This is a genomic window from Pseudomonas sp. LY-1, assembly GCF_053502595.1.
Genome location: NZ_CP094353.1, coordinates 6004962 through 6018616 on the forward strand (window position 1 = coordinate 6004962; position 13655 = coordinate 6018616).

Consider the following 13655-nt stretch of genomic DNA (forward strand, 5'->3'; position numbering starts at 1 on the left):
ATAACTGTGGAGATCCCCTTATGCCGCCCATCGTGCTGGTGCTCAACGGCCCCAACCTCAACCTGCTCGGCACCCGTGAGCCCGCCACCTATGGCCATGAAACCCTGGCCGACATCGCCGCGCTATGTGGCCGCAGTGCCGAGCAACTGGGGCTGACCATCGAATTTCGCCAAACCAACCACGAAGGCGAATTGCTCGACTGGATTCACGGCGCCCGCGCCCGTTGCGCCGGTATCGTGATCAACCCGGCGGCCTGGACCCACACCTCGGTGGCGATTCGCGATGCGCTGGTGGCCAGTGAAGTGCCGGTGATCGAGGTGCATTTATCCAACGTGCATGCGCGCGAGCCGTTTCGTCATCACTCGTTCGTGTCGCCCATCGCCAAGGCGGTACTCGCCGGGTTTGGCAGCCACGGCTATCACCTGGCCCTGGAACATTTCAGCCGCACGGTGAAAGGATGAGCCCGATGAAACCGCGCGTCCTCGCCGGCCTGATCGGCGCCGGCATCCAGGCCTCCCGCACGCCCGCCCTGCATGAACAGGAAGGTGACGCCCAAGGCCTGCGCTACCTGTATCGCCTGATCGACCTGGAACCGCTGCAGTTGGACATCAATGCCCTGCCCGACCTGCTGCAGGCCGCCGAGCAGATGAACTTCACCGGGTTGAACATTACCTACCCGTGCAAGCAGGCGATCCTGCCTTTACTCGATGAATTGTCCGACGAGGCCCGGGGCATTGGGGCGGTCAACACCGTGGTGTTCAAAGCGGGCAAACGCATCGGCCATAACACCGACTGCCTGGGGTTCGCCGAAGGTTTCCGGCGCAACTTGCAGGATGTCGTTCGGCGACGCGTGGTCCAGATGGGCGCCGGCGGCGCAGGCGCGGCGGTGGCCCATGCGCTGCTGGCGGAAGGCGTTGAGCACTTGAGCATTTTCGACGTAGACGCCAGCCGCGCCCAGGACCTGGCGGATAACCTCGCACACTGTTTCGGCCCGGGACGGGCCCAGGTCGGCACCCATCTGGAAAACGCCATGGCCGAGGCCGACGGGTTAGTGAACACCACGCCGATGGGCATGGCCAAACTGCCCGGCACGCCCGTGCCGCCGGCCTTGCTGCACGCGCAATTGTGGGTCGCGGAAATCGTGTATTTCCCACTGGAAACCGAACTGCTGCGCAACGCCCGCGCCTTGGGTTGCCGCACTCTGGATGGCGGCAACATGGCAGTATTTCAGGCGGTGAAGGCGTTCGAATTGTTCAGTGGCGTAGTGCCGGATGCACACAGGATGTTGGCGCACTTCCAGAGCATGAAGAGCTGACGGCCGAAACCGCATCCAAATGTGGGAGGGTGTTTGCCCCTCCCACCGTGAATCCGCGCTAACCTCAGGTTTGCAGGTAACGCAGCACCGACTCGCAAATCATCTGTCGATGCCGCTGCTTAACGGCCTCGTCCGACAATTCGATCTGAAAAATCTCACTGAACGTATGGCGGTTGGATACGCGATAAAAACAGAATGAGTTGATCAGCAGGTGAACGTCCAGCGGCTCCAGCCCCTCGCGGAACAGCCCCATTTCGGCGCCACGGCGCAAGGTCGTGCCCAGCGCGTCCAGGATGTTGCTGTTCATCGCCTTGATTGAATCGGAGCGCTTCACGTACTCGGCATTGTGGATATTTTCGATGCAGACGATACGCACGAAATCCACGTTCCGGTCGTGGTGATCGAAGGTGAACTCCACCAGCCGACTGATCGCTTCGCGCGGCTCCAGGGCCGTGAGGTTCATGCGTGATTCGGTGTTGCGGATATCGCCGTAGAGCTTCTCCAGCACCTCGACGTACAACTGCTCCTTGCTGCCGAAGTAGTAATAGATCATGCGTTTGGAGGTGTGGATACGCTCGGCGATCGCATCCACGCGAGCGCCGGACAGGCCCTGCTGAACAAACTCGACAATGGCTTCTTGCAGTATGTTTTCGCGGGTCTTTTCCGGGTTGTTCTTGCGACTCTTGCGCGGTGCGTCTGACACTGCGGAGAGATCGGGAGTCAAGGTCATGGTGCGCTCACGGCCGTTTTTTATTGTGCAGGCCGCGATTATGGGCCGCGGCGCTCCCCGAAGGAAGCACCGGCCCTGCCGTCACAACCGTGCCTGGCGTACCGCACCACTGCGCGACTTGGCCATCGCCGCCAGACGCACCGCCACATTGGCCGCACCGTAGCCGGCGTAGCCATGCTTGCGCTGGATGATCTCGAAGAAAAACCGTCCTTCGAACGGCTCGGTGTACACATGAAACAACTCACCGCCCTGGGCGTCGCGGTCGTACAGCACGTTGTAGTACGCCAGCTCGCTGAGGAACTCGTCGTCGAAATCGAAGCGCGCCGCCAGGTCGTCGTAGTAGTTGAGCGGGATATCCAGCAGCGGCACACCCGCCTCCTTGGCCCGGCGCACTTCGGCGAAAATATCCGCGCAGTCGAAGGCAATGTGATGCACACCCGAGCCGCGATAGCTCGACAGCGCGTGGGAAATCGCGGTGTTGCGGTTTTCGGAAATATTCAGCGGCAAACGAATCGAGCTGCAACGGCTGCGCAGCGCACGGCTTTTCACCAGGCCATACGGATCAGGCAGCACCACTTCGTCATCGGCCTCGAAATCCAGCAAGCTCTTGTAGAACAGCACCCAGCTGTCGAGGCTGTCGGCAGGCAAGGCCATCGCCATGTGGTCGATGCGCAAAAGCCCACCGCTGGTGGCAGCGCCCGGTTGCAGATTGAAATCGGTGTCGTATACGCCTTCGCTTGGGTCCACCAGGTAAATCAGGCTACCGTCCGGCGCGCGCACCGCCGCCAATTCCAGTTCGTTCGGCCCGACCAGGCCACGATACGGCTGGCCCTTGTAGGCCACCGCCCGTTCCAGGGCCTTGGCGCTGTCCTTGACCCGAATCGCGGTGGCGCACAGCGACGGCCCATGCGCCTCGAAAAAGTTGTGGGCGAAGGAGTAGGGCTCGCAGTTGAGGATCAGGTTGATATCGCCCTGACGCAGCAGGCTGACGCTCTTGGAGCGATGCTGGCCGGCCTTGACGAAGCCCAGGCGCTCCAGCCATTGGGTCAGCTTGGCGCCGAGGTCTTCGTCCACGGCAAACTCAAGGAACTCGATGCCGTCGTATTCGCTGGCGGGCGGGGTTTCGAAGAGGATATCCAGCGGTACGGCGGGGCGTTCCTGCGCCAGGCGTTGGCGGGTTTTCTCTTCCAGGTAGAGCAACGAGCGCAGGCCGTCCGCCGCGTTGGCTCGGGTTGGCGCGGCGCGGAAGCCGTCGTTGAAGATTTCCAGGGACAGCGGCCCGGTATAGCCGCTCTTGATGATCGGCGCGAGAAAACCCGCCAGGTCGAATTCGCCTTGGCCGGGGAAGCAACGGAAGTGTCGGCTCCACTCCAGCACATCCATGGCCAGGATCGGTGCGTCGGCCATCTGCACAAAGAAGATCTTGTCGCCGGGGATCTCGGCGATGGCGCTCGGGTCGCCCTTGAGCGACAGGGTGTGGAAGCTGTCGAGCAACACCCCGAGGCTCGGGTGATCGACCTGACGCACCAGGTTCCACACCTGCTGCCAGGTGTTCACATGCCGGCCCCAGGCCAGCGCTTCATAGCCGATGCGCAAGCCACGGCGGCCGGCGTGTTCGGCGAGCAGGCTGAGGTCATCGAGTAGAATACGTTCATCGCCCACGCAATCGGCCGAGGCGTTGCTGCACACCAGCACCAGGTCGGTGCCCAGCTCGTGCATCAGGTCGAATTTACGCTCGGCGCGCTCCAGGTTGCGCGCCAGGCGGTCGCGGCGGCAGCCTTCAAAGTCGCGGAACGGCTGAAACAAGGTGATGGCCAGGCCCAAGTCAGTGCATATTTGCCTGACTTCCCGCGGGCTGCCGTCGTAATACAACAGGTCGTTCTCGAAAATCTCGACCCCATCAAACCCGGCGGCGGCAATGGCTTCGAGCTTTTCCGGCAGGGTGCCGCTCAAGGAAACAGTGGCGATGGAACGTTGCATGGGGCGACTCCCGGCAATTGTTATTTACAGTAAATTATTCGCCCCCTAGCCTAATGCAGCAATTGAAATGTACGAACCAGTTAGTTTTCAGGGCGATTATCGAACACAATGGGCATTGGCGAATTGACGATTTTTTAGCCACTGCGCACCATCGATTCCGTAACAAAACCCAGAACACACCATAAAAATTTCAAAAACGGGTAAACCCTCATGCCTTCGCAAAACTCAGTCCTGGCTGCGCGCCCGGCCAACCCGCACGCCGGCATCGGCGACAAGATCCGCGGTGCAATGGCCGTCGGTAAAACTCGCTGGGGCATGCTGGCCCTGGTGTTCTTCGCGACCACACTCAACTACATCGACCGCGCCGCCCTCGGCGTAATGCAACCGATCCTGGCCAAAGAAATGAGCTGGACGGCGATGGACTACGCCAACATCAACTTCTGGTTCCAGGTCGGCTACGCGATTGGCTTTGTGCTGCAAGGCCGGCTGATCGACCGCGTAGGTGTCAAGCGCGTGTTCTTCTGCGCGGTGCTGCTGTGGAGCGTGGCTACCGGCGCCCACGGCCTGGCCACCTCGGCCGTCGGCTTCATGGTTTGCCGCTTTATCCTCGGGCTGACCGAGGCCGCCAACTACCCGGCCTGCGTCAAGACCACCCGCCTGTGGTTCCCTGCCGGCGAGCGCGCAGTGGCCACCGGCATCTTCAACGCTGGCACCAACGTCGGCGCGATGATGACGCCGATGCTGCTGCCGTTGATTCTGCATGTGTGGGGCTGGCAAGCGGCGTTCCTGTGCATGTCGGCACTCGGTGGGATCTGGCTGCTGTTCTGGGGCTTGAAGTACTACAACCCGGAAGAGCATCCGACGGTTAAGCAGTCCGAACTGGACTACATCCAACGGGAAGTCGAACCGGAACAGCCCCGCGTCCCCTTCAGCCGCATCCTGCGCATGCGCGGCACTTGGGCCTTCGCCATCGCCTACTCGCTGACCGCGCCGGTGTTCTGGTTCTACCTGTACTGGCTGCCGCCGTTCTTGAACCAGCAATACAACCTGGGCATCAACGTCACGCAGATGGGTATCCCGCTGATCATCATTTACCTGACCGCCGACTTCGGCAGCGTGGGCGGTGGGATTCTGTCGTCGTTCCTGATCGGCCGCGGGATGAATTCGATCAAGGCGCGGCTGCTGTCGATGCTGCTGTTCGCCTGCTGCATCATCGGGGTGATCATGGCCGCCGGCTCCAGCCAGTTGTGGGTCGCGGTGTTCGCCATCTCCCTGGCGATTGGCGCACACCAGGCCTGGACCGCCAACATCTGGAGCCTGGTGATGGACTACACGCCCAAGCACATGATGAGTACGGTATTCGGCTTCGGCGGCATGTGCGCGGCCATCGGCGGCATGTTCATGACCCAGATTGTCGGCCACATCCTGACCGTGACGAACAACAACTACACCGTGCTGTTCACCCTGATCCCGGCGATGTACTTCATCGCGCTGACCTGGATGTACTTCATGGCACCGCGCAAGATTCCCAGGGTCGACGCCTGATTCAGCGCCGCCGCTGCTGCCAGGCAGCGGCCAACCCGCTCATGCAGATCACCCCGATGCCGACCACCGTGGTCAAGTCGGGGGTATGCGCAAACACCAGCCAGCCCAACACGCCCGCAAACACGATCTGGCAATAGCCGAACGGCGCCAGCAAGGCCGGCGCCGCGAAGCGGAAGGCCTGGGTCAGCAGCAAGTGCGCGGTCATCCCGCAGGTGCCCAACGCCAGCATCAACACGCCGTGCCACAGGGTTGGCACTTGCCAGAAGAACGGCACCATCGCACTCATCACCAAGGTATTGCACAGGCCGGCGAAGAAGTTACTGGTGGTGGGCGTGTCGTATTGGCTGAGGATGCGCGTGAGCAGTTGGTAGAAGCAGAAGAACAATGCCGAGCACAGCGGCAGCAGCACCGCCGGGGTGAACAGTTCACCGCCCGGGTGGATGATCACCAGCACCCCGACAAACCCGCAGATCACCGCCAGCCATTGGCCACGCGTCACGTGTTCACCGAGCAGAGGCACCGACAGCGCCGTCACCAGGATCGGCGCGAGGAAGTTCACTGCGGTGGCTTCCGCCAGCGGGATGTAATGCAGCGCGGCGGTAAAAAACAGGCTGGTACCCAACAGGCACAAGGCCCGCACCACCTGCATCCCCGGCCGCGTGCTGCGCAGCACGCGCAAGCCCGATTGCGGCAGGAAAATCCCGGCCATCAACAAGGTATGCACCAGGTAACGCGCCCACACCACCATCACGATCGGGTAGAACCCGGCCAGGAATTTGGACAAGGCGTCGTGGCTGGAGAACAGAAAAGTCGCCACCACAATCAGCAGAATGCCTTTGAAGGGATGGTTGACGCCGGAAAGTGGGGTGCTGACAGTCATTGAATTCTCTTGCGTGGCGGGCTGAACGCGGTGGTACTCAACCCGTTAATCTAGCAGCCGGGCATGCGTCTGCCCCAAGAGCATAACCAAACACCGTGCGAACAGCGCACTAAATCACTGCAATCGAGTCCAACGCTGCACGTTCGCCCCGGCGTTGCACACTTTTTAACCAAGGCCTTGCCGCTATGAAAAAAACTGTCTTTCTTCTGTCTACCCTTGCCCTGCTCGCCGCGTGCAACCAAGAGTCCAAGGCGCCCGCCAAACCGGCGCCGCCTTCCGTGCAAGCGACCCTGGTGCCGCAAACCCCACCCACCGACAGTTGGGTCGGCAAATGGATCGGCGTCGAAGGCTTGCACCTGACCATCGCCAAGGACGACGGCATCGGCCGTGGCCACTACCTTCTTACCATGCAATACGGCCTCGACGCCGACGCCGCCGGCACCTTCAAAGGTGAAGCGGCCGAAGACGGCATCGCCTTCACCCGCCCCGATGGCCCGCAACAGCTGCGCGCCGGTGACGGTGCGGCAACCGGGTTGAAATGGCTGGCGGATAAAAAGAACTGCCTGATCGTCGCCACCGGCGAAGGCTATTGCCGTTAATCACGACCATAATCAATCACGCTTAGCACACAGAGGATTGCCCCATGCTATGGAAAAAAGGCCGACGCAGCGACAACGTGGTGGATGCCCGCGATGACAGTGGCGGTGGTGGTGGCGGCATGCGTTTTGGCGGCGGCAAGGGCCTGAGCCTGACCGCGATTGTGTTGATCGTCGGCATCGGCTGGCTGACCGGCCAGGACCCGCTGCAGATCCTCGGCCAATTGACCGGCCAGCTGGAGCAGGCGCCCTCGGTGAGCACCCCGTCGCGCCAGGCGCCGCCGGCCAATGATGAGCAAACCGACTTTGTCCGTGCAGTGCTCGGCGATACCGAAGACACCTGGGCCCAGGTGTTCCAGGAAAACGGCTTGGCCTACAAGAACCCGAAACTGATTCTGTTCCGTGGCCGGGTCAATTCCGCCTGCGGTGGCGCCACGTCCGCCAGCGGCCCGTTCTATTGCCCGGCGGATCAGCAGGTGTACCTGGACCTGGATTTCTTCCGGGAAATGTCGCAACGCTTCCAGGCCGCCGGCGATTTTGCCCAGGCCTACGTGATCGCCCACGAAGTCGGGCACCACGTGCAGACCTTGCTCGGCATCTCGTCGAAGATCCAGGCTGCACGCCAGCAAGGCCGGCAGATGCAAGGCGACGGCGGCCTGCTGGTGCGTCAGGAGCTACAGGCCGACTGCTTTGCCGGCGTGTGGGCCAACCGCGCGCAAAAACGCCTGAACTGGCTGGAACCCGGCGATATCGAAGAAGCGCTGAATGCGGCCAACGCGATTGGCGATGACCGTTTGCAGCAACAGGGCCAGGGCCGTGTCGTGCCGGACTCGTTTACCCACGGCACCTCGGCGCAGCGCGTGCGTTGGTTCAAGACCGGCTTTGCCCAAGGCCAGATCACTCAATGCGACACCTTCGCGGCCAAGAGCCTTTAAATGCATACGCGATTGCGAATGCTGCTGGGTGTGCTGGTCGCCTGCAGCGCCTCCACCTGGGCCGCCGAGCAGGGGGTCAAGGCGGTCAGCCCCGAGCGCTTTCACCTACCGGCCGGCGACCTCAGCCTCGGCTTGAGCCAGGACTGGAGTAAACCCCTGCCCAACGTCACCCGTGCGTTGATCATCGTGCATGGTCGCCTGCGCAACGCACAGACCTACCTGCAGAGCGCTGAAGACGCCGCCGAACATGCCGGGGTTGGCGGCACGACGCTGGTGGTCGCGCCGCAGTTTCTCAATGACTCGGACGTGAAACGCCATCACCTGGCCCCGCAAGTGCTGCGCTGGAACGGCAATGACTGGATGGCCGGCGAGCCCTCCACGGGCCTCGGCCAGGTCAGTTCCTACGGCGCCCTGGACCAGATTATCGAGCACCTGGGCAACCGCACCGTGTTCCCGGCACTGAAAGAGATTGTGGTGGCCGGCCATTCCGGCGGCGGCCAGGTGGTGCAGCGCTTCGCGCTCACCGGCCAGGCTCAACCGAGCCTGCAAAGCGCGGGCATCCGCCTGCGCTATGTGGTGGCCAACCCGTCGTCCTACGCCTACTTCAGCCCGCAGCGCCCGGTGCCGTTCAAGGTCGCCGACTGCCCTGGCTTCAATGACTGGAAGTACGGCATGCAACACCTGCCCGCCTATGCCAAGGGGCAAAGCGCCGAGCAACTGGAACAGGCCTATGTGTCGCGTGACATCACCTACCTGCTGGGCCGGCAAGACACCGACCCGAACCACCCGGCGCTGGATAAAAGCTGCGAAGCCGAGACCCAGGGCGCGTACCGCCTGATTCGCGGGCACAACTATTTCGACTACCTCAAGCAGCGCCACCCGCAACTGACCCAGAAGCTGGTGGAAGTGCCGGGGGTTGGGCATAACGGCGATGGGATCTTCACTTCGCCTGAAGGGCAGAAGGCACTGTTCTCTCAGTAACACCTGCAGAAACCGGCTCAACCTGTGGGAGGGGGCTTGCCCCCGATTGCGGTGTAACAGTCAGCAAATTTTTAACTGACAGACTGCTATCGGGGGCAAGCCCCCTCCCACATTTGAGCTCTATTGCCCGGGCTGGATCATCCGGCGCAGTACCGCGCAGTCTGCGGCATGCCAATCAGCCAGCTCGGGCCACGGGTTTTCCGGCAGGTTGACCAACACCGTTCTGGTCCCCGCCGCGCGGCCGCAATCCAGGTCAAAGCGGTAATCCCCCACCATCACCATCGCACTGGGCGATACATCCCAGGCCGCCGCCAGTTTCAGCAGGCCGCCTGGGTCGGGCTTGGGCGGCGCATCATTGCGCCCCAGTACATCCTCGACGGCAAAGCAGTCCGCCAGGCCAATCGCTTCCAACGTCACATGCGCCAGCTCCCGCGCATTGCGGGTCAGGATGCCCAGGCGACAACCCCGCCCGGCCAATTCCCGCACCAGTTCCACCGAGCCTTGCGCCGCGACCGAACCCAGCGCCAGCTCGCGCTCATGCTCCAGCAACCAGGCATGTTTGGCCGCCGCGACATCCGCCGGCAATGCTGCGAGGTGGGTGAGGATGTCATCCTCGGGCGGAATATCCAGCGCTACGCGAATGGCCGCGAAATCATGCACGGCCACCGTGAGGGTGCCGTCCATGTCGAACACCCAATGTTTAATCTGCGCCAGGCTCACGCCCAGTCCTTACGGTGGCGGATCAGGCCTTCCTGAGTGACCGAGGCCACCAGTTGCCCAGCGCGGTTGTACACGCTGCCCCGTGAGAAACCACGGGAATTGCCGGCCCACGGGCTGTCCATGGCGTAGAGCAACCAGTCATCGGCGCGCAGGTCGGCGTGGAACCACAGCGCGTGGTCAAGGCTGGCGACCTGCATGTCTTTCTGCCACACGGTCTTGCCATGGGGCAGCAGCGACGTGGTCAGCAAGCCGAAGTCCGAGGCGTAGGCCAGCAGGTACTTATGCAGCGCCGGCGTGTCGGCCAAAGCGCCGTCGGCGCGGAACCACACGTACTTGACCGGGTCGGACGGCTGCGGGTTGAACGGGTCTTTTTCGGTCACCGGGCGCACTTCGATCGGCTTGGGGCACAGCAACTTGTCGCGCATGTGCTCGGGGATCAGGTGGACGCGCTGCTTGGTCAGTTCCAGCTCCGACGGCAGGTTTTCCGGGCCGACCACCTCGGGCATGCTGGTCTGGTGCTCGAAGCCGGCTTCGTCGTACTGGAACGACGCGCTGCAGGTAAAAATCGGGTGGCCCTTCTGGATCGCCGTCACGCGGCGTGTGCTGAAGCTGCCGCCATCGCGCACGCGGTCCACCGAATACACCACCGGCAATGCGGCATCGCCGGGGCGCAGAAAATAACCGTGCAAAGAATGCACGTGCCGCTCGGCTTCTACGGTCTGGCTGGCAGCCGACAGCGACTGGCCGAGCACTTGCCCGCCGAACAGTTGGCGAAAACCCAGGTCCTGGCTGCGGCCGCGAAAGAGGTTTTCCTCGATCGGCTCCAGGGTCAGCAAGTCCACCAGATCTTCCAATACTTGGCTCATAGAGCAACTCCTACAATCTATGGGGCATTCCGGGCTGCTTATCCGTGCAGCGTGTCCAACCATTGGGCGCGGGTGATGCGGTACAAAACATGCGGGCGCAGCGGGTCATCAGCCGCGACCTTGGGGTGTTCAAAATCTGCCTGGGGATCGTAATGCATCCCGATGGCTTGCATGACTTTTTGTGATGGCAGATTGGTTTGGGTGGTGAAGGCGACGATTTCGTCCAACTGCAGGCGGTCGAAACCACAACGCAACGCGGTCCATGCCGCCTCGCTGGCATACCCCAGGCCCCAATGCTCACGCGCCAGGCGCCAGCCGATTTCCACCGCAGGGGTGAAGGCGGTTTCAAAGCTGACATTCTGCAACCCGGTCAGGCCGATGAACTCGCCGCTGTCCTTGCGCTGCAAGGCCCACAGGCCGAAGCCGTATTCGGCGAAATGCCCACGAATCCGGCCGATCAACGCGGCGCTTTCCAGGCGGTCCAATCGGGCCGGGAAATAACGCATCACCTGCGGGTCGGCGCACATGTGCGCAAACGCCGGCAGGTCGGCATCGCGCCATTGGCGCAGCACCAGGCGTGCGCTGTGCAATTCCAGTATCGGCTCCATGGGTCCCCCTCCCTTGCCATGTGCGTGAGTGTACCGCGCTGTTAAGATCCGTCGCAGGTTCCCGTCAGAAAATCCCATGCCTTTGCCATTGATCTACCACGATGATTACAGCCCCGAGTTCCCGGCGGACCACCGCTTCCCGATGGACAAGTTCCGCCTGTTGCGTGACCACTTGGTGTCCACCGGGCTGACCCAGGACAGCCAACTACTGCGCCCACCGCTGTGCCCGGCGGACATTCTGGCCCTGGCCCATGAACCTGGGTATATCGAACGCTACATGAGCGGTGAGTTGTCCCGCGAAGACCAACGGCGCCTCGGCCTGCCCTGGAGCGAAGCCCTGGCGCGGCGTACCGTGCGCGCGGTGGGCGGTTCGATCCTGGCGGCGGAGCAGGCGCTGGAGCACGGCCTGGCCTGCCACCTGGCGGGCGGCACCCATCACGCCCACTACGATTACCCGGCGGGCTTTTGCATCTTCAATGACCTGGCCGTGATCAGCCATTACCTGCTGGCCAGCGGCCGGGTCAACCGCGTGCTGATCTTCGACTGCGACGTCCACCAGGGCGACGGCACCGCGCGCATCCTCCACGACACGCCGGACGCGATCACCGTGTCGCTGCACTGCGAAAAGAACTTCCCGGCGCGCAAGGCCCAGAGCGACTGGGACATCCCGCTGCCCATGGGCATGGGTGATGCCGATTACCTCAAGGTGGTGGACGACGCGCTCAACTACCTGCTGCCGCTGTACCAGCCGGACCTGGTGCTGTACGACGCGGGCGTCGACGTGCATAAGGACGACGCCCTCGGCTACCTCAAGCTGACGGACGAAGGCGTCGCCGCCCGCGATGAGAGCGTGATGCGCCATTGCCTGGGCCGCGACATTCCGATGATGGGCGTGATCGGCGGCGGCTACAGCAAAGACCGTGTGGCCTTGGCCCGCCGCCACGGCATCCTGCACCACAGCGCACAACGGGTGTGGACGTCATCAGGTTGTCATTGAAATATGGGCGTTACCCACAATGCCTGTGGAACGGCCTGTGGATAACTTGAGCGTAAACGTCTGAAAGCCAGTAACCGCATAGCCTGTAGGAAGCTGTACGTTTTTTGATCAGGAACTTGCGCCGTCCTCGGGTAGAATGCTCGGCCTATTCACGCGACCGTAGCCCTGCCCATGCCTCAGACCCCTGCCCAACACGTCACCATTATCGGCGGCGGCCCTGCCGGCCTGATGGCCGCTGAAATCCTGAGCCAGGCGGGCCTGCGGGTGGACGTGTACGACGGCATGCCCTCGGTGGGGCGCAAGTTCCTGCTGGCCGGTGTGGGCGGCATGAACATCACCCATTCCGAGGCTTACCCGGCGTTCCTGTCACGCTATGCCGAACGTGCGCCGCAGATGGCGCCGTTGCTGCGTGCGTTTGGTGCGCAAGCGCTGTGCGAATGGATTCATGGCCTGGGCATCGACACCTTTGTCGGCACCTCCGGCCGAGTGTTTCCCACAGACATGAAAGCCGCCCCGTTGTTGCGTGCCTGGCTCAAGCGCCTGCGCGACCACGGCGTGGTTATCCACACCCGCCATCGCTGGCTGGGCTGGAGCGCGGACGGCGGTTTACTTATCCACAGCCCGGACGGCGAAAAAACCATCCACAGCGACACCGTGCTGCTCGCCCTTGGCGGCGGCAGTTGGTCACGCCTGGGCTCCGACGGCACCTGGCTCAAGCGGCTGGAAGCTAAAGGCGTGCCCTGCGCGCCGTTACAGCCGAGTAATTGTGGCTTCGAGGTGTCGGCCTGGAGCGAACTGATGGTCAGCAAATTCGCTGGCGCACCGTTGAAAAACGTCGCTATCGGCCTGGGAGATGACAAGCCGCGCCTCGGCGAATGCGTGATCACCGCCAGCGGTATCGAGGGCAGCCTGATCTATGCGCTGTCGGCACCGATTCGTGAGGCGATCAATCGCAATGGCGCCGCCACGGTGCACATCGACCTGCTGCCGAGCAAGCCGCTGGACAAGGTCCAGGCCGCCTTGGCCAAGCCGCGTGGGTCGCGCTCGATGAGCAAGCATCTGCACAGTCAGTTGGGGTTGGATGGGGTCAAGGCGGCGTTGTTGCGTGAGCTGGCACCCGCCGAACACTTCAACGACCCGGCGCAATTGGCTGTGGCTATCAAGGCATTGCCCCTGAGCCTGGTGAAAACCCGGCCGATGGATGAAGCGATCAGTACGGCGGGCGGTGTGCCGTTTGAGGCGCTGGATGAGCGGTTGATGCTCAAGCAATTGCCGGGGGTGTTTTGTGCGGGGGAGATGCTGGACTGGGAGGCGCCGACCGGCGGGTATTTGCTGACGGGGTGTTTTGCCAGTGGCAGAGCGGCCGGGCGGGGGATGTTGGAGTGGCTTAAGCGTTGAGATCTGTGGTGAATTCAAAGCCGTCATCGGGGGCAAGCCCCCTCCCACATTTTGAATGTATTCACAGATCAAAACTGTGGGAGGGGGCTTGCCCCCGATGACGG

The 13655-nt window shown here is 62.6% G+C and carries 14 protein-coding genes; 8 read left to right on the top strand and 6 right to left on the bottom strand.

The genetic code is table 11. The annotated features are described in order from the left end of the window. Positions 1-20 precede the first annotated feature (20 nt). Both aroQ and MOQ67_RS27535 read left to right on the top strand, forming a co-directional pair. A complete protein-coding gene (gene aroQ, locus MOQ67_RS27530; protein WP_017848288.1) occupies positions 21-461 on the top strand; it encodes a type II 3-dehydroquinate dehydratase in 441 nt (146 codons plus the stop codon). A gap of 5 nt (positions 462-466) precedes the next feature. Next, entirely contained in the window at positions 467-1315 is an 849-nt protein-coding gene (locus MOQ67_RS27535) for a shikimate dehydrogenase (protein WP_046482177.1), read from the top strand. A gap of 64 nt (positions 1316-1379) precedes the next feature. Here MOQ67_RS27535 and MOQ67_RS27540 read toward each other — a convergent pair whose 3' ends face one another. Both MOQ67_RS27540 and quiC read right to left on the bottom strand, forming a co-directional pair. Beyond that, positions 1380-2045, bottom strand: a complete 666-nt coding sequence (locus tag MOQ67_RS27540; RefSeq protein WP_017848290.1) for a TetR/AcrR family transcriptional regulator — start codon at positions 2043-2045, stop codon at positions 1380-1382. Between the two features lie 81 nt (positions 2046-2126). Next, positions 2127-4025, bottom strand: a complete 1899-nt coding sequence (gene quiC / locus MOQ67_RS27545) for a 3-dehydroshikimate dehydratase QuiC (protein WP_017848291.1) — start codon at positions 4023-4025, stop codon at positions 2127-2129. A gap of 210 nt (positions 4026-4235) precedes the next feature. Between quiC and MOQ67_RS27550 the strand changes: the two genes are divergently transcribed. Then, positions 4236-5570, top strand: a complete 1335-nt coding sequence (locus MOQ67_RS27550) for an MFS transporter (RefSeq protein ID WP_046482183.1) — start codon at positions 4236-4238, stop codon at positions 5568-5570. A gap of 1 nt (position 5571) precedes the next feature. Here the strand turns inward: MOQ67_RS27550 and MOQ67_RS27555 are convergent, their stop codons facing one another. Beyond that, positions 5572-6450, bottom strand: coding sequence for a DMT family transporter (locus MOQ67_RS27555; protein WP_126588940.1), 879 nt, complete (start codon positions 6448-6450; stop codon positions 5572-5574). Between the two features lie 185 nt (positions 6451-6635). Here MOQ67_RS27555 and MOQ67_RS27560 point away from each other — a divergent pair, with 185 nt between their 5' ends. From MOQ67_RS27560 to MOQ67_RS27570, 3 genes are read left to right on the top strand one after another with little or no spacing between them, the layout of a single operon-like run. Next, positions 6636-7049, top strand: a complete 414-nt coding sequence (locus tag MOQ67_RS27560) for a lipoprotein (RefSeq protein WP_126588941.1) — start codon at positions 6636-6638, stop codon at positions 7047-7049. Positions 7050-7093: 44 nt separating this feature from the next. Then, positions 7094-7981, top strand: coding sequence for a KPN_02809 family neutral zinc metallopeptidase (gene ypfJ / locus MOQ67_RS27565; RefSeq protein WP_017848295.1), 888 nt, complete (start codon positions 7094-7096; stop codon positions 7979-7981). Beyond that, positions 7982-8962 (top strand): alpha/beta hydrolase, encoded by a 981-nt coding sequence (locus tag MOQ67_RS27570; RefSeq protein ID WP_198717313.1) that lies wholly within the window; start codon positions 7982-7984, stop codon positions 8960-8962. A gap of 120 nt (positions 8963-9082) precedes the next feature. Here the strand turns inward: MOQ67_RS27570 and MOQ67_RS27575 are convergent, their stop codons facing one another. Genes MOQ67_RS27575 through MOQ67_RS27585 form a run of 3 tightly spaced genes read right to left on the bottom strand, consistent with a single transcriptional unit; the run spans position 9083 to position 11156 of the window. Continuing rightward, on the bottom strand, positions 9083-9682 hold the full coding sequence (locus tag MOQ67_RS27575) for an HAD family hydrolase (RefSeq protein WP_126588943.1): 600 nt from the start codon (positions 9680-9682) through the stop codon (positions 9083-9085). Then, positions 9679-10548, bottom strand: a complete 870-nt coding sequence (gene tesB, locus MOQ67_RS27580) for an acyl-CoA thioesterase II (protein WP_017848298.1) — start codon at positions 10546-10548, stop codon at positions 9679-9681. The genes MOQ67_RS27575 and tesB overlap by 4 nt, the downstream gene beginning before the upstream one ends. Positions 10549-10586: 38 nt before the next feature. Further along, a complete protein-coding gene (locus MOQ67_RS27585) occupies positions 10587-11156 on the bottom strand; it encodes a GNAT family N-acetyltransferase (protein ID WP_046381964.1) in 570 nt (189 codons plus the stop codon). A 76-nt stretch (positions 11157-11232) separates the two neighbouring features. Here MOQ67_RS27585 and MOQ67_RS27590 point away from each other — a divergent pair, with 76 nt between their 5' ends. Together MOQ67_RS27590 and MOQ67_RS27595 are read left to right on the top strand one after the other, a co-directional pair. Beyond that, complete coding sequence (locus tag MOQ67_RS27590) at positions 11233-12153, top strand: histone deacetylase family protein (protein ID WP_126588944.1); 921 nt, start codon at positions 11233-11235, stop codon at positions 12151-12153. Positions 12154-12324: 171 nt separating this feature from the next. Then, positions 12325-13551 carry a TIGR03862 family flavoprotein gene (locus MOQ67_RS27595; protein ID WP_126588945.1) on the top strand — a complete coding sequence of 409 codons (1227 nt, stop codon included), beginning with the start codon at positions 12325-12327 and terminating at the stop codon, positions 13549-13551. Positions 13552-13655: the final 104 nt, after the last annotated feature.